Source organism: Amycolatopsis sp. WQ 127309 (assembly GCF_023023025.1).
GTDB lineage: Bacteria > Actinomycetota > Actinomycetes > Mycobacteriales > Pseudonocardiaceae > Amycolatopsis.
This window is the reverse complement of the sequence record NZ_CP095481.1, coordinates 3,840,766-3,859,893: the sequence shown is the minus strand read 5'-3', so window position 1 is coordinate 3,859,893 and position 19,128 is coordinate 3,840,766. Positions and strand designations below refer to the sequence as shown.

The following is a 19,128-nucleotide window of genomic DNA, read 5'->3' as shown; positions in this document are numbered from 1 at the left end:
GCCCTCCTCCTCATCGGTTGGGCTACTCGGTTGGGGACGGGGCGGGACGGGTGTTCGGGACCGCCGCTTTACCGGGCGAGGGTCCGACCGCGGGTCGGCGCGACCCGAGGAGCGTGGGGGTGACGACGCCGAAGACGTCCTCACGGGTTTTGGCGAGCGCGGACTGCAGCGCGCCCGCGCGGACGGCGTTGCCCTGCACCGACGCGCAGCCGACCGGTGTGCGTGGCAGGACGAGGTCGTGCAGCCTTTGCTGGACGAGCCCGGCGAAGTTCTCGCCGCCGGCGCGGCTGGTGTCCCCGCAGAGCAGGACGAGCTGCGGGTCGGCGACGGCGACGAGGTTCGCGATGCCCCCGGCGACGCGCCGCGCGAGGTCGTCGAGGAAGGGGTGGGCTTCGCCGGCCTGCTCGACGGCGTCCCAGGCGGTCGCGGCGGTGATGCCGTGCGCGGCGGCCAGCCGGCAGATGGCGGGCGAGTCGACGAGGTTGCCGAACCGGGCGCCGGCCTCGGGCCAGACGTCGCCGGTGTCGACGGTCGCCGGGTCGGGCACGCGCATCCAGTCGATCTCGCCGCCGCCGCCGGTGGCGCCGCGCAGCAGCCGCCGGCCGATGACGACCGCGCCGCCGACGCCTTCGGACAACCACACCATGACGAAGTCGTCGACGTCCTGGGCCTTCCCGGCGCTCATCTCCTCGACGGCGACGAGGTTGACGTCGTTCTCGATCAGGACGTCGACGCCGAGTTCGTCGCTGAGCTTCTGCGGGACGTCGAAGCCGAGCCAGCCGGGGATGTGCGGCGCGGAGGAGAGCAGGCCGGTGCGCGGGTCGAAGGCGCCCTGCGCGCCGATGACGACGTGGGCGAGCTCTTCGCGGGTGATCCCGGCCGCTTCGGCGACGTGGCTGAGGGCCTCGCCGAAGGTCCCGACGACGTCGGCGCCTTCGTGGACGGGCAGCGCGACCTGGTGCTCGGCGAGGATCGTCCCGGCGACGTCGGCGACGACGAAGTCCGCGACGTGCGGGGTGAGATCCACGGCGGCGACGCGGGCGAGGCCGCCGTTGGCCGACCAGAGCTGGGCCCGCGGCCCGCGGCCGCCACCCCGGACGCCGGCCTTGATGACCAGGTTGTCCTGCTCGAGGCGGGTGAGCAGCTGCGCGGTGGCGGGCTTGGAAAGACCGATGGCCAGCTCGAGCTCGGCGCGCGTCAGCGGCCCCTCCCGCAGGAGGACCTCGATGGCGGCGCGATCGTTGATCTCGCGCAGCATCCGCGGGCTACCGGCTCGCACTGTCGTCGCTCCCGACTTAATTAGGATACTTTACAGACGGTTTCCGGGGACTGTAGTGAGCCGCGGCACAGCCGTCAACGGGCTCGGGAAACGGCCAGGTAACGCTTGAAGTCGCGCGTGTGACACGGCGGATCCCACTAGCCCGGCCGCCGTTTCGGCTGGTGGGAGATTTGCGGCGGGGCGTTTGCGCCGGTCAGCGCGTCACCGGAAAGCGGCTTGCGGGGGCTGGGGATCCGCCACCAGACCACGCGGATGCGCAGGTCCTCTGGGGAACGTCGATGAGCCGATCGGCTTCGAGCTATGGTCCGCTTTGCGCCCGATCGGCGATTTGGACGGCGTCACGCTCCGGGAGCGGGACGGTGTGCTGGATCCAAGTCGCGGCCGGCACCGAGCGGCCAGGCGCAGCCGATGGGCCACGCGCCCCAAGGCCGCCTTGGCGGCGCTCGGGGCCGAACGCACTGAAGGCCACCATGAGGGACTTAGATGTCCTCATGGTGGCCTTCGGAGAAGCCTACGGACTTACTCCTCCGCGTCCGCCCAAGCCTTGAGCATGACCCGGGCGATGGACGAGTTGCCCGGCAGGAGGATCTCCGCCGCGCCGTCCGCTATCGGGGTCGGCTTGGCGCCTTCGTTGCGCAGTGAGCTGTTCTCGAACGCCGCGCGGACCTCCGCGCGTGATACCCACAGCGCTTCCTCGATCTCGCCGTCTGCCGGGACCAGTGGCAACGTGCGATCCGCCCGGGCCGTGAAGCCCAGCATGATCGAGCGTGGGAACGGCCATGGCTGGCTGCCGAGGTACCGGACGTCCGAGACCGACGCACCCACCTCTTCGCGGATCTCGCGGAGCACGCACGCCTCCAGCGACTCGCCCGCCTCGACGAAACCGGCCAGCACCGAATAGCGGCCGGCCGGCCAGATCGGCTGGCGGGCCAGCAGGACGTGGGATCCGTTCGTGCCCTCCAGCGAGTGGACCAGGCAGATCACCGCCGGGTCCGTGCGCGGGTACTCCTCGCGGCCGTCGTTGGTGCACTTGCTCGCCCAGCCGAACTGGATCAGCTCCGTGGGATTTCCGCAGCGGGTGCAGAACTTGGCCTGGCGACGCCAGTTGCGCAACGCCTGCGCCGTCGTGAACAAGCCGGCCGACGTGTCGTCCAGCAGGTCGCCGTAGCCACGCAGCTCGACCCAGATCTCGCCGTCGACGCGCGGGACCTCTTCGACGAAGCCCCAGCTCCCGGCCATCTTCACCGTGTCGGCTTCGCCCGTCGGGCCGCCCGGGAGCGACCAGTAGTCGACGTCTTCCCACTCGCCGAGGAATACGGCGTCGGCGGGCGGCGAAGAACCGAAGTCGACGGCCTTGCGGAACGCCAACACGGACGAACCCTCGACGACCGGGGTGCGCCCGGTGTCGTCCAGGAGGACGACCCGGGCGTTGGCCCAGCGCGACACCAATCGCGAAGGGTTGGTGCGCAAGCCTTCCTGGCGGTCCACAGTGGACCGGGACAGGGTCGGCAGGGCACCGAGGGAGAACGGGACGGACATCAGGCCGGCTCGCCCACTACGACGTCGCCGAGCGCGAGGAGCTTGCGTTCGAGGACGCCCGCGTCGCCGACGACCACGCCGGTGAACCGCTTGGGCGCGAAGAACTTCAGCGCCGCGTCGGCCACCTCTTCGGCGGTCACGGCGGCGACCCGCGCCGGGTGCTCGTTGAGCCACTCCAGGCCCAGCCCGGTCGAGGCCAGCGCCAGCACCTGGCCGGCCAGGCCGGACTGCGACGACGTCGAGGTCAGCAGCGAGCCGATCGCGTACTGCCGCACCGACTCCAGCTCGTCGCCCGCCGGCGGGACCTGGCCGAGGCGGCCCAGCTCGTAGCGGGTCTCCAGCAGCGCCGGTGCGGTCGCGTCGGTCGCGGTGTCCGCGTCGACGTTGACCACCGCGGTGCCGTCGGTGAACTCGAAGCCGGAGTGCGCGGAGTAGGTGTACCCCTTGTTCTCGCGGATGTTCTCGACCAGCCGCGACGAAAAGTACCCGCCGTAGGCCAGGTTCGCCAGCTGCAGCGCCGCGTACCCCGGGTCCGTGCGCGGCACGGTCTGCGCGGACAGCCGGATCTGCGACTGGACGGCGCCGGCGCGCGGCACCAGCAGCACGCTCGGGCCGGTCAGGTCCGGCAACGCCGGCAGCCGCACGGCCGAGCGGTCCGACGCCCAGGCGCCGAGCACCTTCTCCAGGTCGCCGATCACCGCGGTGGGGTCGATGTCGCCGACCAGCACCAGCACCGAACCGCGCGCCTGCACGGACGCCTGGTGCAGCGCGCGGACCTGCTCGGGCGTCACGACGGCGACGTCCTCGGCCTGCGGCACCTCACGGGTGGCCGGGTGGTCGCCGTAGCGGTGCTTCTGCAGGGCTTCGCGGGCGATCGTCCGCGGCTGGGTGCGGGAGACGGCGATCCGCTCGACCAGCCGCTCCTTCTCGCGGGCGATCTCCTCGTCGGCGTAGGTCGCGCCGGTGAGGACGTCGCCGAGCACGTCGAGGAACGTCGGCAGCTTGCCGGCGAGCGCGGAGCCGGTCAGCACCAGGCGTTCCGGGTCGACGCCGCAGCCGATGTCGCCGCCGATCAGCGCCAGCTCGGCGTCGATCTCGATGCGGTTGCGGCGCGCGGTGCCGGTGAGGATGGTCTCGGCGAGCACCTCGGCGATCGCCGGGTGCAGCTTGTCGTCACCCGCGAACGGGATCCACAGCCGGGCCTCGACCATCGGCACGGTCGCCTTGCGCACGGCCACCACGCGCAGGCCGTTGGCCAGCGTGGTGTCCACATGGGACAGGTCGGCGGCGGACCGCTGCGCGCCGAGCGGCGGCAGCGGACGCGGCCCCCGCTCGGTGCGGCCGATCTCCTCGGCGCTGCGGTGCGTTGCAGAAGTCGTGGGGGAGCTCACTGCTCGTCGGTCCCTTCCGAAGCGGGCTTGACCACCAGGACGGCGCGCGCGTCGGGGCGCAGCGCCTTCGCCGCCGCCGAAACGGCTTCCGAGGTGACGGCGGACATCCGGTCCGCGAGCTGGTAGACCAGCGAGGCGTCGCCGTAGAGCAATTCGAACGAGCCGAGCGCGAGGGTCCGGGACACCAGGCGGTCGTGCTCGGAGTGCAGGCTCGCGGTCCAGCGCGCGGTGACCTTGCGCAGTTCCTGCTCGTCCGGCGGGTTCTCGGCGATCTTCTCGAGCTCGTCGTCCAGCGCCGCGAGCACGCGCTCGCGCGGCACCTCGTGCGGGTGGATCAGGGTGATGGTGAACGTGTCCGGGTCGCGGGCCTCGAACGGGCCGAACAGCCCGGCGCCGGCGCCGATGTCGACGACCAGGGGCTCCTTGTGCACCAGCCGCTGCTGCAGCCGGGAGCCGTCGCCGTCGGTCAGGACGCCGGCGAGCACGAGGTAGGCGAGGTAGCCGCCGACGTCGTTGATCGGGTCCGGCATCCGGTAGCCGACGGCGAGCGCGGGCAGCGGGGCGTGCGGGTCGATCGTCTCGCCCAGCAGTTCGCTGGTCGGCAGCGGCTCGGCGAACGACGGCCGCTGCGGCGCCGGCCGGTGCGGGACGTCGCCGAAGTTCTTCTCGATCAGGTCCTTGGCGTCGGCGATCTCGAAGTCGCCCGCCACGGTGAGCACGGCGTTGGCCGGCGAGTAGTAGGTGTCGAAGAACGCGGCGCAGTCTTCGACCGTGGCGCTCTCGAGGTCCTCGAAGCCGCCGTAACCGTTGTGCGCGTTGGGGAACGTCGAGTACAGGACCGGCGGCAGGGTGATCCACGGGAACCCGCCGTACGGCCGGTTCAGCACGTTGAGCCGGATCTCCTCTTTCACGACGTCGATCTGGTTCGCCAGGTTCTCGGCGGTCAGCTTCGGCGCGCGCATCCGGTCGGCTTCGAGGAACAGCGCGCGTTCCAGCGCGGCGCTCGGCAGCACCTCGAAGTAGTCGGTGTAGTCCGGATGGGTGGACCCGTTGAAGGTGCCGCCGCTGGATTGGACGTGCCGGAAGTGGGCGAGTTTCTCCAGGCTCTCGGAGCCCTGGAACATCAGGTGCTCGAAGAGGTGCGCGAAACCGGTGCGCCCCTCCGGTTCGGAGCGGAAACCCACGTCGTAGTGCACGCTGACGCCGACCACCGGCGCGGTCGCGTCGGGTGCGAGGACCACGCGCAAACCGTTGTCTAGGGTGTATCGGACGAGCTCGGGATCGGCCATGGCCCCACCCTACGACGGCTCGCCTGCTCTCCGCGTCCCGCCTCGTGGGTGGTGATTCGGGTTCTGACCCGAATTACCACTCACGAGGCCCTGCAGGCGACCACGATGGGCGCCGGCGAACGTGCCCGCGAGCGCCGTCGCGAAGGATCCGGCCTGGTCAGGGCTGATTTCGCCGGCGTGCCAGTAAACCGGCGGCGGGTGCGGGAGACCGTCGAAAGCGGCCACCCAGCCGCTGAGTTCGCCCAGAGCTGACGCGTACGGCAGACCGCGTGAGAACACCAGTTCCCGTTGCGGCTTGCCGAGGTCCTTCACCTTCACGGAACCCAGTTTCGCGGCGACGCCGCGCAGCCGCCGGGCGACGTCGGTGCCCGCCCGGCGGCGCGCGGGCAGCGCCGCCGAGACCACTGCGGCGGCCGCCCCGGCCAGCACGAGGATGACGCCGAGCTGGGCGTACCCGGCGGTCAGCGCGAGCAGGACGGTCAGGAAAACGCCGTAGCAGACCACCCGGACGCCGGCCCGGCCGAGCCGCCGGGGCCGGGCCGCGAACCAGCCGCGGCGGACGACGTCGGCGTACAGCTCCGGCGGTGCGATATCGACGTGCCGCTGCCGCAGTTCGGCAAGCGTCACCGAGTCTTCCGGCAGGACGGCCGCGAACACCGCACGCTCGAAGGGGGTCAGGTGCTCGTCGGCCGGGTTGCGCCGGCTCAGCCGCCAGCCGCCGTCCTCGGCGCTCACCCAGACGTAGTTGCGGACGGCCAGGTCGAGCACCGTCGCCGCGAGGTCCGCCGCGCCGGTCCGGCCGTGCAGCAGCAGGCCGACGTGGCCCGGCAGCACGCCTTCCGGTGACGCGAACTCGCCGTTGGCCGAGACCAGCTCGGCCTTCGGCGGCTCCCCCGCGCCGACGTCACGACGGCGCGCGAGCCAGACGAACGCGGCCGCGACCAGCAGCAGCGCGCCGAAGCCGGCCCAGGCCCAGCCGACCGGGGCGGTGAGGACGAACGCGCCCGCGAGGGTCTTGGCCGGCACCAGCCGGGCGTTCGCCGGGACGGTGCCCGCCGGCAGCTCGACGGTGGCCGTCATCCGCTGGCCCGCGAGGAGGTTCTGCTGGCTGAACCGGGTTAGCCCGGCGTGGTCGATCTGCGCGGCGCCGCAGGAGAAGTCCGAATCGGCCGGTCCGGCCAGGCAGTCGACCGCCGTCGGGATCCGGGGCGCCGCGAAGGACGCGCGGAGGAACTTCAGGTCGGTGCTCCAGCCGCCGGCCAGCTCCCAGGTGACGCGGTTCCCGTCGACCGCACCGTCCACTGTGTACCGGACGGTCGAGGTGCCGGACGTCAGGTGGATCGTGAAGGCGTCCTGGTCCACCGAGGCCGTGCCGCTGCCTTCGAGGACGACGTCGCGCACGCCGTAGACGCGGTCGCGGTGGTGCGGCGCCGGGACCCGCAGCGGGACCCGGCGGTCCATCGTGACGCCGTTGGGGACCGCCACCGCCTCGGCGACCGAAAGCGAGCCGTCGCGCTCCACCTTGAGCTGGATCTCGGCGCTCTGCGGCAACGCGGGCGGCGGTGGCTGGTCCTGCGCCGTCGCGGGCCCGGCGACGGCCACGAAGAGCGTCAGCACCGCCGCGGCGACGACCCGGCCGCGCACGGTCAGCGCGTCGACGTCGCGCGGCCGGACTCGGTGAGCAGTCCGTCGAGCGCGGTCAGGAACGACGGGAAGTGCGTGCCGAACCGGCGCAGGTCGCTGTCGGCCTCCATGCCGCCGTACCAGTAGAGCCCGGCCGTGCCGTCCGACGCCGGGTTGAGCGCGGCGAAGGCGCCCAGCCAGCGTTCGGTGTCGCCCAGCACCACCGCGTACGGCAGCGACCGGGAGAACACCATCTCGCGGTCGCCCGGCGGGATGTCCTCGGCCTTGGCGTGGTGCAGGTAGTGCAGCAGGCCGCGGACCTGGCCGACCAGCACCCGGCCGCGCGCGGTGCGCGAGGGCAGCAGCGCGGCCGCGGCGGCGACGCCGAGCCCGGCGAGCGCGACCGCGACACCGAGCAGCGCGTACCCGACGGTGAAGGTGAGGATCGCCGTGACGACCAGGCCCAGCGCGAAGATCCCGGCGCCGAGCCCGGTCAGGCGGCCACGCGCGGTGTCCGGGCGACGGGAGAACCAGCGCTTGGTGACGACGTCGGCGTACATCGCGTCACTGATCCGGCGCAGGTCGAGGCCGCCGCGGGCGCGCAGCTGCGACACGAGCACGGCGTCGGTTCCCTCGGGGAGGAGCGTTTCGTAGACGGCGCGCTCGAAGTCGTGGAGGTGCTCGTCCGGCGAGTTGCGGCGGGCGAGCTGCCAGTCGGGCCCTGGTACCTCCGCGAGCCACAGGTAGTTGCGGACGGCCAGGTCGACAACGGTGGCGCTGATGTCGACGACGTCGACGGTCTCGTCGATCACCGTGCCGACCTGCCCGGGCAGCACGCCGTCCGGGGAAGCGAAGTAGACGCGGTCGCCGTCGCGCAGCAGCACCTCGACCGGGCCGGTCGCGGCGGTGAGCGCGCCCGCGTCCTGCTTGCGGCGGCGCACCACGAAGACCGCGGCGGCGACGAGCAGCACCAGGAGGACGGCGAAGGCGACGCCGGTCAGCGGCGTCAGGGCGAAGGCGTTGGCGAGCAGGCCGATGCCGGCGAACTTCGCGGTGGCCGGCGCGGTGTTCGCGGGCAGGCCGACCAGCAGGTCGACGCGGTCGCCCGGCTGGACGTCGTTCTGCTCCAGGCGCACGACGCCGGTGTGGTCGAGCTCGCTGAGCGTGCAGCGCCGGCTGGAGCCGATCGGGCCGGCGAAGCAGTCCACAGGGGACAGCTCCGGCGACGGCGCGATGAAGGACGCGGTGAGCTTGGCGACCGGGCCGTCGAAACCGCTCGCGGCCTGCCAGCGCGCCTGCTGCCGGCCGCCTTGGTCGGCGACGACGCCGTCGACCAGGTAGGTGACGCTTCCGCTGCCCCCGGCGAAAGTCAGGACGAGCTGGTCGCCGGTGAGCTGGCCGGTGGCCGCACCTTCGGTCTTGACGTCGCGGACGGCGAAGACGCGGTCCTGGTCGTCACCGGCCGAAACCCGCAGCGGGACGCGGGAAACGAGCTGCTGCCCGCCGGGGACGGTGACCTTTTCGGTGACGGAGAGGGAGCCGTCGCGCAGGAGCTTGAGCGCGACGTCGGCGGTGGCGCCGTCCGGGGCCTGGACGCCCGGGACGTCACTGCCGAGCAGCTGCGGCTTCTTGACCTGCTCGCTCGGCTGCGCGGGCAGGGGCGGCCCCGCTGTCGGCCCGGTCGGCGCCGTCGGCCCGGCGGCGGCGGCCGCGGGCCCGGCGGCGGCCAGCACGCCCGCCGCGACGACGAGCCCCAGTTTCCTCAACACAGCACCACACCCTAGAGCACTGGATCTATGCTGACGGCCGGAACGGCGAGATCAGCGCAGGTACGCCGGTTCCGACGGGGTGAGTCCACGGGGGGGTTCCACACAGATGTCCCAACCGCCGCAGGGTCCGCACGACCCGCGACGTCCGACGCCGCCGCCGGGCCGGCCGCCGTTGCCGCCGCCGGGGGCCCGGCCGTTGCCGCCACCGGCGAACCGGCCGTTGCCGCCGGGTCAGCCGGGTCAGGGTCAGCAGCCGGGTCGTGGTCCGCAGGGCCAGCCGCCTGGGCAGGGGCCGGCCGGGCCGCAAGGTCAGCCAGGGCGTGGTCCGCAGAGCCAGCCGCCCGGGCAGGGCCCGACCGGGCCGCAGGGTCAGCCTGGGCAGCCGAGTCAGCCAGGGCAGCCGGGGCAAGGGCCGGGTGGACCGCAAGGTCAGCCGGGGCAAGGACCCGCCGGACCGCCGCGGGAGCCGAGTGGACCGGCCGGGGGGCCACAGAGCCCGCAGGGGCAGCCGGGGCAGCCGAGTGGACCGCAGGGACCCGCCGGACCGCCACCGCAGAATCCGCACGGGCCGGGCGGTTCGCCGCCGCAGAATCCGCACGGGCCGCCGAATCCGCAGTCACCCGGTGGTCCGCCGCCGGGTTCGCGTGGTCCGCAGGGGCCGCCGCAGCAACCCGGCCGTCCGCCGCAGACCCCGCCGGGGCCCCAGAGTCCGCAAGGGCCGCAGGGCACTCAGGGGTTTCCCGCGCCGGGACCGCCGTCCGGGGCTTACCCGCGTCCCGGGGGCTTCGGCGGGCCGCCGACCGGGGCGCAGTTCCGTCCGCCGCCTGCCGGGGCTCCGCTGCCGCCGCCCGTGACGGCGCCTGCGCCCGTGTTCACCCCCGGGTACGCCGGGCCGCCGCCCGCGATGGGGTTCGGGCCGCGGTTCGCGCCCGGGTACCGGCCCTACGTCGCGAAGAAGTCGAACACCGGCGTGATCGTGGCCGTGGCGATCATCGGGATCGTGGCCGTCGTCGGCGGGGTGATCGCGGCCGTCGCGCTGACCGGCGGGCACTCGCGGCACGTCGCCGACGCCGGCTACTCCAGCACCTACCCGACCGACACCTACTCCGAGACCACCAGCGACGAAACCACGTCCACGACGTCGTCCACCGACGAGACGACCACGCGCCAGACCCGCACGTCGGGGCGCGAAACGCCGACGTCCCAGACCCCGGCCGGCCCCCACTCGGTCTCGGCCACCGGCACCAACCCGCTGTTCGGCAGCGCGAACTTCGGGCTGCAGAACGTCCCGTGCACGCTGAGCCGCTGGGCGACCGACCAGAACAGCGTCACGAAGTTCTTCCAGTCCGGCATCGCCTGCCTCGACGCGATGTGGTCGAAGGCCCTCGGCGGCGCGGACCTGCCGTTCGAGACGCCGAACCTGTCCGTGCCGCGGTCGCTCTCGGAGTCCTCGACGCCGTGCGGCAGCGGCGGCACGACCACCGGCGTCACGCCGTTCTACTGCCCGTCGAACAACACGATCTACATGCCGATGGACCGCATCGAGATCGAGACGTGGGGCAACCACCCCGGCCCGTACCTGTCGATCCTCGCCCACGAATACGGCCACCACGTGCAGAACATGGCCGGCATCTCCGACGCCTACGGCGAGCAGCGCTACGACGCGGGCGCGGACTCGGCCGTCGGCCTGGAGCTGTCCCGGCGGATGGAACTCGAGGCGCAGTGCTTCTCGGGGATGTTCCTGGGCTCGGCGTCGGTCTCGGGCGGCTCGGTCGACAAGAACATCTACAACGAGGCCTGGAACGCCCAGGACCGCGGCGACGACTACGCCCGCAACGGCAAACGCGACCACGGCAGCGCCAAGCACAACATCTCCTGGTGGCAGCACGGCGCGACGACCAACCGCAACCAGCAGTGCAACACGTGGACGGCCTCCGGCGGCGACGTCTCGTAGCTCAGCTCGGCGGCCTCGGCGGTAGTCGACGCTGGGGTGAAAGCCGTGAAGGCCTCCTTACCGGCTCTTATGGCCGGGAAGGAGGCCTTCACGGCTTTTCGGCCGTGGGGCTGGGTCTCAGCTCGGCGGGGTGAACGGGTTCTCGGCGGGCGCCGCCGGGGTGCCGCGCGGTGGGGTCGGCTCGGAGGAGCCCGCGTATTCGGGTGCGGCCGCCTGCGCCGGGAAGGGCTGCGATTGCGCCTGCCCCGGGTAGGCCTGGGCCGCGTTCGCCTGCGCCGGGTAACCCTGTGCCGGTCCCGCGGACGCCTGCGCCGGGTAACCCTGACCCCGGGCCGCAAACGCTTGCGTCTGCTGGGCTCGGGCCGCCGCGTACGCCTGGAAGGCGCGGGCGTGGTCGCGGTTGCGGCGTTCCGCCAGCACCGCCGCGAGGAACGCCCACGGCGGCACCCCGGGCGGCACCGCCGCACCCAGCGCGTTGCCGACCTGCTGCGCGAGCCCCCAGCCGAGCGCGTGCGAGGCCTCCGGGCGCAGCTCGGTGAACCGGGCGAGGAACTGGCGGCTCGCCAGCGCGAGACCGTCGGGCAGCCGGGTCAGGTCGAGCTGGGACGCCCAGCCCTCGAGGCCCGGCGGCATGCCGATCGCCGGGTAGCCGGCGCTCTCCGGGACGCGTTCGCGCACCACGAGCGTCCCGGCCAGGAAGTCGCCGACGCGGCGGCCGTCGGAGGAGCACAGCGACACGATCACCGCGACCGCGCCGAACAGCCCAAGCGTCCAGAAGTCCACGACGAACCCGGCGAGCCCGCGGGTCAGCGCGTGCCGGAAGCGGATCGGGCCGCCGTCGACGCGCACCACGCGCAGGCCCACCGCCATCTTGCCCAGCGAGCGGCCCCGCGAGAGCGTCTCGAACAGCACCGGGTAGCCGACCATCACCAGCACCAGGAACACGAGGAAGAGGGTCAGCGCGAGTGAGCCGTCGCCGGCCGGGACGGCCAGCGTCAGCACGAAGACCGCGCCGAGCAGCAGCGCGAACTGCACGACGACGTCGAGCGCCATCGCCAGGGCGCGGCTGGCGAGCTTGGCCACGTGCAGGTCGAGGACGACGGCTTCGCCGGTGACCAGCTCGGATTCCTCGTGCACCGGGCCAGCGTATCGACGGATAGGGTGACCGGGTGGATGTGGACGTCTTCGTCGCGGCGCACTCGGCGGAGTGGCACCGGCTCGGTGAGCTCAGCCGCCGCGGCGGGAAGCTCACCGGCGCGGAGGCCGACGAGCTGGTCACGCTCTACCAGCGCACGGCGACGCACCTCTCGATCGTCCGCTCGGTGGCCCCCGACCCGGCGCTGCTCGGCCGGCTGTCCGGGCTGGTCGCCCGCGGCCGCAGCGCGATCTCGGGGTCGCACAACCCGGCGTGGCGCGAGGTCGCGCTGTTCTTCACGCGCCGCTTCCCGGCCGCCGTCTACCTGTCACGGCGCTGGTGGATTCCGGCCGCGCTGGCGTCGATCGCGGTGATGGTGGTGATCGCGGTGTGGGTTTCGGGCGACCCGCACGTGCGCGCGTCGATCGCGACGCCGGACGAGCTGAACCAGCTGACCAAGCCGGGCGGCGAAGCCGAGACCTACTACTCGACCGGGCCGGCGACGTCGTTCGCCGCGCGCGTCTGGACGAACAACGCCTGGGTGGCGGCGACCTGCCTGTTCCTCGGTGTCGCGCTGGGCCTGCCGGTGATCGGCGCGCTCTGGATGAACGCGCTCAACGCCGGCGTGATCATCGGCGCGATGAGCGCCGCGGGCCGCGCCGACGTGATGATCGGCCTGCTGCTGCCCCACGGTCTCCTGGAGCTGACGGCGGTGTTCATCGCGGCGGGCGCCGGGTTGCGGCTCGGCTGGACGGTGATCGACCCCGGACGCCGATCGCGCACCGCGGCGCTGGGCGAGCAGGGCCGGTCGGTCGTGGTGCTGGCGCTCGGGCTGGCGTGCGTGCTGTTCGTGTCGGGCGTCATCGAGGCGTTCGTGACGCCGTCGGGCTGGCCGACGTGGGTCCGCGTCGGGATCGGCGTCGTCGTCGAGGTGGCGTTCCTGGTCTACGTCTTCACGCTCGGCCGCCGCGCCGCTCGCGAAGGCGAAGTCGGCGACCTCGAAGCGCGCGACATCGGCGACGCGCTGCCCGAGTCAGCATAAGCACGAGCCCTCGAAGGCGATGGACGATCCGTCGTCCAGGCTCGCGGTTCCGACGAACCGGGCCTCGAACTCGCCCACCTCCGTCAACGTCAGCTTCGGGCTCGACGCGGAACCGTCCGCGCCCGTCTTGACGGTCACCGTTTCCGCGCCCCCTTCGAAGACCAGGAGGTTCTTCGGGCGGGCCGCGCGGACGAAGAACGTCACCGGGACGTCGGCCGCCGGCTGGCCGTTTTCGCCGATCACGCGGACCACGAACGGTGCGCCCGGGTCCTTCGTCGCCAGGCGCTGGCCGTTGCCGGACAGGATGGCGAGGGTGCGCCCGCCCGCGGCCCAGGTGTTCGGGATTCCGGTCAGGGAGCAGACTTCCTGGTACAGCCGCGCGCCCGCGACGGCGCCTTCCGCGGTGAGGCACCGGGCCGTGGCGACGTTCGCGATCTCGACCAGGCCCGGCAGCCCGGCCACGCGCCGCCAGGCCTGGTGCTCGTCCTTGGCGTCACAGGCCGCCAGTTTCACCGTGACCCCGTCGACCGGGCTCACCGCGGCGAGACACTGTCCATTTTGGACGTTCGTGAAGCGCTGACCGGCATATGTCCACTTCGCACTCGCGTCTCCCGCGTCGGCCAGCACGGGCTTGCCGTCGGCCACCGCGAGTGAGAGCTTGCCCCCGCCGTCGGCCAGGTACACGGGCGCGCCGTCGGCCGCGGGTGCCGAAGTGATCGCCAGGGCCACCACCATGAACTTGAGCATCCTCCGGGCTTAACAGGCCGGGCGGACGTCCACCACCGGAGTCACCCGTCAGAGCCGTCCGGCGGCTTTCAGCGCCAGGTACCGGTCCGCCAGCGCGGGCGGCAGCTCCTCCGGAACCGCGTCGACGACGCTGACCCCGTGGCGCGCCAGCCTTTCCGTCACGCGGCCGCGCTCCGCCATCGTCCGCGACGCCGCCGCCGCGTCGTACACGGCTTCCGCGTCGCCGCGCCCCGCCAGCATCTCCGCGACCCGCGGGTCCGCGACGGACGCGATCACCAGCTCGTGCCGCGACGTCAGCGAGCTCAGCACCGGGAACAGCCCCTCCTCCAGCGGCGCCGCGTCCAACCCCGTCAGCAGCACCACCAGCGCGCGCCGTCGCGTCCGCCGCAGGATCTCGGCGACCATCCCGCGCGCGTCCGTCTCGATCAGGGACGGCTCCAGCGGCGCCATCGCGTTGACCAGCGACGTCAGCAACGCCGCACCCGAGGAACCCTGCACCGCCGCGCGCAGGCGGCGGTCGTAGGCCAGCAGGTCGACGCGGTCGCCGACTTTCGCGGCGAGCACCGCCAGCAGCAGCGCCGCGTCCATCGCCGCGTCCAGGCGCGGGGCGTCGCCGACCCGGCCCGCCGAGACGCGGCCGGTGTCCAGCACCAGCACCACGTGCCGGTCGCGTTCCGGGCGCCAGGTCCGGACCATGACGTCCGCCGCGCGCGCCGTCGCCCGCCAGTCGATCGAGCGGACGTCGTCGCCGATCACGTACTCGCGCAGCGAGTCGAACTCCGTGCCCTGGCCGCGGATCAGCACCGCGTTGCGGCCGTCGAGCTGCTGCAGCCGCGCGAGCCGCGACGGCAGGTGCTTGCGGCTGTGGAACGGCGGCAGCACGCGGACCGTCCACGGCACCACGTGCGAACCCTGCCGCGCGGCCAATCCCAGCGGCCCGACCGAGCGGACCGTCACGCGCGCCGCCATCCGGTCGCCGCGCCGCGACGGCCGCAGAGAAGTCACCAAAGCGCGCCGCTCCCCCGCCGGAACGCGCAGGACGTGCCGGTCGGCGGCACCCGCCGAAGGCGGCCACGCGTCGCGCAGCTGCCCGCGGACCGCGCGGCCACCGGGGTTCGCCACCACGAGCGTCACCTCGCACGGCTCCCCGAGCCGCACCGACGTGTCGCCGGAGCGCGCGAACGTCAGCGGCCGGACGCTCCCGGCCAGCACCAGGTCCACCACGACGAGCACCAGCAGCACCCCGCCGACGGCCAGCAGGCCGGTCCGCGACGGCAGGAGCAGCCCGACCACCAGCGCGCCGAAGAGCGCCAGCAGCCCGAGCCTTCCGGTGACGGCCATGTCAGCGCGGCACGGGCACGGACGCGAGCACCCGGTCCAGCACGCCGTCCGCGGTGACGCCTTCGAGCTCGGCCTCGGGCCGGACGTCCAGGCGGTGCCGCAGCGCGGGCCGGGCCAGCGCCTTGACGTCGTCCGGGGTCGCGTAGTCGCGCCCGGCGAGCCACGCCCAAGCGCGCGTCACCGCGAGCAACGCCGTGGCACCACGGGGAGAAACGCCGATCCGCACCGACGGCAGCTGCCGCGTCGCCCGGCAGAGGTCGACGACGTAGCCGATCACCTCGGGGCCGATGGTGACCTTCGCGACGGCTTCGCGGGCCGTGGCGAGTTCCGCCGCCCCCGCGACCGGCTTGAGGCCCGCCGCCGCGAGGTTGCGCGGGTCGAAGCCCTGCGCGTGCCGCCAGAGGATGCCGATCTCGTCCTCGCGCGACGGCGTCGGCATGGTCAGCTTCAGCAGGAACCGGTCCAGCTGCGCCTCCGGCAGCGGGTAGGTGCCCTCGTACTCCACCGGGTTCTGGGTGGCGATCACGATGAACGGGTCGGGCAGCGGCCGCGACTCGCCGTCGAGGGAGACCTGCCGCTCCTCCATCGCCTCCAGCAGCGACGACTGCGTCTTCGGCGGCGTCCGGTTGATCTCGTCGGCGAGCAGCAGGTTCGTGAACACCGGGCCCTCGCGGAAGGAGAACTCGCCGCTGTGCGCGTCGTAGACGATCGAGCCGGTGACGTCGCCGGGCATCAGGTCCGGCGTGAACTGCACCCGCTTGGTCTCCAGGTCCAGCGCCGCCGCGAGCGCCCGCACCAGCAGTGTCTTCGCGACGCCGGGGACGCCTTCGAGCAGCACGTGCCCCCGGCAGAGCAGGGCCAGGATCAGCCCGGTGACGGCGGCGTCGTTGCCGACGACGGCCTTCGCGACCTCCGCGCGCAGCGCGATCAGCGCGTCGCGGGCCCCGGTCGTCCCTTCGGTACCGCTGCTCAAGTTCGCTCCACCTCTCGTTCCACCCTGTCCAGTTCGCCGGCCAGCCGCACCAGCGCGGGATCGCCGGTCACCGGCGGCCCGTACAGCACGGCGCCGACGTCGTTCGCGGGCCGGCCGGCGCGCTCGCTCACCGACGTCACCAGCGCCGCCGCGTCGGCGTCGCGGGGCAGGCCGAGCGTGGTCCGCAGCCGGGATCGGGCCGCCTCGCGCAGGGTCTCGCCGGCGTGGTCCGCCGCCTTCGCGCGCCGGTACAGCCGCGCGCGGCCCTCGGCGGTTTCCGCCGCGCGGACGACGACCGGCAGCGGCTCGGTGACGACCGGGCCGAGCCGCCGGGCCCGCCACAACGCCAGCAGCGCGACCGCGATGCCCACCTGCGCGGCGCCGAAGTACCAGCCGTCCGGGATCAGCTCGAAGATCGACTTCCGCGAGTCGTCCAGCGCCGGGTCGGTCGCCGACGGCAGGTACCAGACCAGCTTCGGGTGCTGCCCGAGCAGGCGCAGGCTCAGCGCCGCGTTGCCCTCGTCGGCGAGCCGGCCGTTGGTCAGCGGCGCCGACGTGCCGAGCAGCGTCGTCGTGCCGCCGGCGTCGGCGAGCTGCAGCAGCGTGCCGCCGCCGTCCTCGCCGAGGTAGCACGAGCGCGCACCCGGTGCGGCGTAACCGATCCCGCCGAGCGTGGCGTCGCCGGCCGCGACCGCGGCGGCGACCGTGCACTGCGGGCTGAGCGTGCCGACGTCGTTCTGGCCGACCGGCCGGACCAGCGGCAGGGAGTCCTTGAGCGTCGGCGCTCCCGGCGTCACGAGGACGACGTCGGCGGCGCGCCGCCGGGCCGCGTCGAAGCGCTTCGCCGGCACCAGGTCCGGCTGGGTGACCAGCAACGTCGTGTTCTCGCCGAGCGCGTCGTCCGCCTCGTCGATCGTGTGCGCGATCCGGACGTCGACGCCTTGATCGGCCAGCAGCTTCGCGAGCGCGTGCGCGCCGCCGGGTTCGTAGGAACCGGGTTCGAGCGCGCCGTGCGTCTGCTCGCCGCGGCCGAGCAGCAGCAGCGCGCCGGCGGCGACCACCAGCGCGAGCAGGGCGAGCGGAATCCGGGAGCCGCGCCAGATCCGGCGCGCGTCCGGCGAAACGGAGGTGCTCACGAGGCCGTCATCACCACCGGCCGCTCCCGGCGGCAGCGTTCGTCCAGCTCGGTCAGCGTGCGGTACGCCGTTTCGGTGCCTTCGCGGCCGCCGTAGTGGACGTCGTCGAACAGCCGCGCGCCGTGCCGCAGCTCGGTCGCGACGTTCGGCAGCAGCACCCCGGCCTCCGCGGCGGCCTCGTCGGCCGTCCGGCCGGAGCGGGCGTCCAGCAGCGCGCGTTCCTCCAGGGCCCGCACGAGCGCACGGAAGCGGTCGCGGACGGCGTCGTCGTAGCGACCGGCGGCCGCGGCCTCGGCGGCGGAACGGCGGTAGTCGTCGGCGCTCTGCCGCTTCCCGTCGAAGACCAGCCGGTCCGCCCGGGCCGCGCGGGCGATCTTGCCGGTGCGCAACCGGATCACGACGACGAGCACGATCAGCAGCACGAGGATCAGGACCAGGCCGAAGATCCCGCCCGGGACGACCGACGACAGGCCGTTCAACAGCTTCTCCAGCTGCTCGCCGAGCCACTGCGCGACCTGCTGCAGCACACTCGGGCGCGCCTGCTGGTACTTCGGGTCGCTCAGCTCCTCCTGCGCGGCGCGGCGCGCGGTGTCCCGGTCGATGTCGACCGGGACGTCCATCAGGAAGGCCGTCACCATGCCTGCGGCGGCGTCACCCCGGCGGCGCGGGCCAGCTCGATGTCCATGCCTTCGCGGCGCATACGCTGGTCCAGGTAGATGATCACGGTGACCAGCGCGACGAACGGCGTCGCGATGGTGCCGGAGATGACCTGGCCGACCGACGCCAGCAGCAGGTCGCCGGTGCTCGGCACGACCGCCGCGGCCGACGGGTTCAGCACCTGCTGGAAGACGCCGGTGCCGAGGGTGAACGGCAGCTGGATGATGTTGGTGAAGAGGTACTCGATGATCCAGGCCAGCGCCAGGATGCCGAGCACGCGCCAGAACGAGCCCCTGACGAGCTTGACCGAGCGGGAGAACGCCTGCTTGAACGTGCCGCGCTCCAGGATCAGCGCCGCGCTGGCGAGCGCCCAGAACACGTACGCGAGCACCCCGGGGACGATGCAGAGCATCAGGCCGATCGTCGTGACCACCGAGTAGACGAGCCCGATGCCCAGCAGCGGCAGCAGCCGGGGCTGAACCTCGGCCCACGCGATCGAGAAGGTCACTTCGCGCCCGAGTGCGGCGCGGCCCATGACGGCGGCGAGGAACCCGTTGAGCAGCGTCGTCAGCAGTGTCGTGAGCGCCGCCGTCGGCAGGAGCACCAGGAACACGTCGCCGAACACGCCGAACACGGCGTCGCGCGCCTCCGCCTCGGTCGCGCCCGGGCCGAGCGCGGCGACCGAGGTCAGCTCGTCCAGGTCCGCGAAGAGGAACTTCTGCACGAGGAAGGTGATCGCGGCCGAGATCACCGCCAGCACCGCGCCGACGCCCAGGATGAGCAGCGGGTGCCGGCGGATCGCGGTGATCGAGCCGTCGAGGATGTCGCCGATGTTCAGCGGGCGCAGCGCGATCACGCCGGGCTTGCCCAGCCCGTGCGGGCTGAAGGCGCGCTGCTGCGGGAACTGCGGGTACTGCGGCGGCGGTCCGCCGTAGGGCATCTGCGGCGGGGTCTGCGGCTGCCACCCGGGCGGCGGCTGCGCACCGCGCGGGTCCGGGGCCTGCCAGCCGGTCGGCGGCGTCGGCGGTGACTGATCGTGACTTTCCGGTGGCTTCGCCTCACCCGATCCAGGAGCGTGAGCCCGGGGCAAGCCCTGGCTCGGTGTCGGCGTGTCGGCGCCCTCTTCGCCGGACGCGCCACCGGTCTCTGTCATCGAAGCCCCTCGCCTGCGGTACCTGCTTGCGGACACTCTCTCAGAGCGGGTTGCACCCAGCCAGACCTGGGGTGACGTCGGTGCGCCGCGACCCTGCGCA

At 73.3% G+C, this 19,128-nt stretch carries 15 protein-coding genes; 2 read left to right on the top strand and 13 right to left on the bottom strand.

Annotation, left to right across the window (positions count from 1 at the left end):
• Nucleotides 1–22 precede the first annotated feature (22 nt).
• From MUY22_RS18200 to MUY22_RS18175, 6 genes are all read right to left on the bottom strand, one after another.
• The gene (locus MUY22_RS18200) at nt 23–1,258 is read right to left on the bottom strand and encodes an ROK family transcriptional regulator (RefSeq protein WP_247063976.1); all 1,236 of its coding nucleotides are present in this window, start codon (nt 1,256–1,258) and stop codon (nt 23–25) included.
• A gap of 540 nt (nt 1,259–1,798) precedes the next feature.
• Complete coding sequence (gene nudC / locus MUY22_RS18195; RefSeq protein WP_247061142.1) at nt 1,799–2,818, bottom strand: NAD(+) diphosphatase; 1,020 nt, start codon at nt 2,816–2,818, stop codon at nt 1,799–1,801.
• Nucleotides 2,818–4,209 (bottom strand): pitrilysin family protein, encoded by a 1,392-nt coding sequence (locus tag MUY22_RS18190; protein WP_247061141.1) that lies wholly within the window; start codon nt 4,207–4,209, stop codon nt 2,818–2,820. Before MUY22_RS18190 ends, nudC begins: the two co-directional genes overlap by 1 nt.
• Nucleotides 4,206–5,498, bottom strand: coding sequence for a pitrilysin family protein (locus MUY22_RS18185; RefSeq protein WP_247061140.1), 1,293 nt, complete (start codon nt 5,496–5,498; stop codon nt 4,206–4,208). Before MUY22_RS18185 ends, MUY22_RS18190 begins: the two co-directional genes overlap by 4 nt.
• Before the next feature lie 9 nt (nt 5,499–5,507).
• On the bottom strand, nt 5,508–7,142 hold the full coding sequence (locus MUY22_RS18180) for a DUF2207 domain-containing protein (protein WP_247061139.1): 1,635 nt from the start codon (nt 7,140–7,142) through the stop codon (nt 5,508–5,510).
• 2 nt (nt 7,143–7,144) lie between these two features.
• Nucleotides 7,145–8,890 (bottom strand): DUF2207 domain-containing protein, encoded by a 1,746-nt coding sequence (locus MUY22_RS18175; protein ID WP_247061138.1) that lies wholly within the window; start codon nt 8,888–8,890, stop codon nt 7,145–7,147.
• An 868-nt stretch (nt 8,891–9,758) separates the two neighbouring features.
• Here MUY22_RS18175 and MUY22_RS18170 point away from each other — a divergent pair.
• A complete protein-coding gene (locus tag MUY22_RS18170; RefSeq protein ID WP_247061137.1) occupies nt 9,759–10,844 on the top strand; it encodes a neutral zinc metallopeptidase in 1,086 nt (361 codons plus the stop codon).
• 117 nt (nt 10,845–10,961) lie between these two features.
• Here MUY22_RS18170 and MUY22_RS18165 read toward each other — a convergent pair whose 3' ends face one another.
• Nucleotides 10,962–11,981 carry an RDD family protein gene (locus MUY22_RS18165; RefSeq protein ID WP_247061136.1) on the bottom strand — a complete coding sequence of 340 codons (1,020 nt, stop codon included), beginning with the start codon at nt 11,979–11,981 and terminating at the stop codon, nt 10,962–10,964.
• Nucleotides 11,982–12,013: 32 nt separating this feature from the next.
• Here MUY22_RS18165 and MUY22_RS18160 point away from each other — a divergent pair, with 32 nt between their 5' ends.
• On the top strand, nt 12,014–13,021 hold the full coding sequence (locus MUY22_RS18160) for a stage II sporulation protein M (protein ID WP_247061135.1): 1,008 nt from the start codon (nt 12,014–12,016) through the stop codon (nt 13,019–13,021).
• On the opposite strand, the gene MUY22_RS18155 is transcribed toward MUY22_RS18160, so the two are convergent.
• Genes MUY22_RS18155 through MUY22_RS18125 form a run of 6 tightly spaced genes read right to left on the bottom strand, consistent with a single transcriptional unit; the run spans nt 13,013 to nt 19,028 of the window.
• Nucleotides 13,013–13,768, bottom strand: coding sequence for an RICIN domain-containing protein (locus MUY22_RS18155; RefSeq protein WP_247061133.1), 756 nt, complete (start codon nt 13,766–13,768; stop codon nt 13,013–13,015). The two genes, MUY22_RS18160 and MUY22_RS18155, sit on opposite strands and share 9 nt — an antisense overlap.
• Before the next feature lie 48 nt (nt 13,769–13,816).
• Nucleotides 13,817–15,109 carry a DUF58 domain-containing protein gene (locus tag MUY22_RS18150; protein WP_247061131.1) on the bottom strand — a complete coding sequence of 431 codons (1,293 nt, stop codon included), beginning with the start codon at nt 15,107–15,109 and terminating at the stop codon, nt 13,817–13,819.
• Nucleotide 15,110: 1 nt separating this feature from the next.
• A complete protein-coding gene (locus tag MUY22_RS49620; protein ID WP_305879373.1) occupies nt 15,111–16,082 on the bottom strand; it encodes a MoxR family ATPase in 972 nt (323 codons plus the stop codon).
• Nucleotides 16,079–17,218 carry a DUF4350 domain-containing protein gene (locus MUY22_RS18135; protein ID WP_247061130.1) on the bottom strand — a complete coding sequence of 380 codons (1,140 nt, stop codon included), beginning with the start codon at nt 17,216–17,218 and terminating at the stop codon, nt 16,079–16,081. The genes MUY22_RS49620 and MUY22_RS18135 overlap by 4 nt, the downstream gene beginning before the upstream one ends.
• Entirely contained in the window at nt 17,215–17,856 is a 642-nt protein-coding gene (locus tag MUY22_RS18130; RefSeq protein WP_247061129.1) for a DUF4129 domain-containing protein, read from the bottom strand. The genes MUY22_RS18135 and MUY22_RS18130 overlap by 4 nt, the downstream gene beginning before the upstream one ends.
• Entirely contained in the window at nt 17,850–19,028 is a 1,179-nt protein-coding gene (locus MUY22_RS18125) for a hypothetical protein (protein WP_247061128.1), read from the bottom strand. Before MUY22_RS18125 ends, MUY22_RS18130 begins: the two co-directional genes overlap by 7 nt.
• Between the last annotated feature and the right edge of the window lie 100 nt (nt 19,029–19,128).

Coding starts and splice junctions, on each gene's coding strand:
- MUY22_RS18200 (WP_247063976.1), bottom strand. CDS start 1,258: ATGCTGCGCGAGATCAACGATCGCGCCGCCATCGAGGTCCTCCTGCGG.
- nudC (WP_247061142.1), bottom strand. CDS start 2,818: ATGTCCGTCCCGTTCTCCCTCGGTGCCCTGCCGACCCTGTCCCGGTCC.
- MUY22_RS18185 (WP_247061140.1), bottom strand. CDS start 5,498: ATGGCCGATCCCGAGCTCGTCCGATACACCCTAGACAACGGTTTGCGC.
- MUY22_RS18155 (WP_247061133.1), bottom strand. CDS start 13,768: ATGCTCAAGTTCATGGTGGTGGCCCTGGCGATCACTTCGGCACCCGCG.
- MUY22_RS18150 (WP_247061131.1), bottom strand. CDS start 15,109: ATGGCCGTCACCGGAAGGCTCGGGCTGCTGGCGCTCTTCGGCGCGCTG.
- MUY22_RS18130 (WP_247061129.1), bottom strand. CDS start 17,856: ATGGTGACGGCCTTCCTGATGGACGTCCCGGTCGACATCGACCGGGAC.
- MUY22_RS18125 (WP_247061128.1), bottom strand. CDS start 19,028: ATGACAGAGACCGGTGGCGCGTCCGGCGAAGAGGGCGCCGACACGCCG.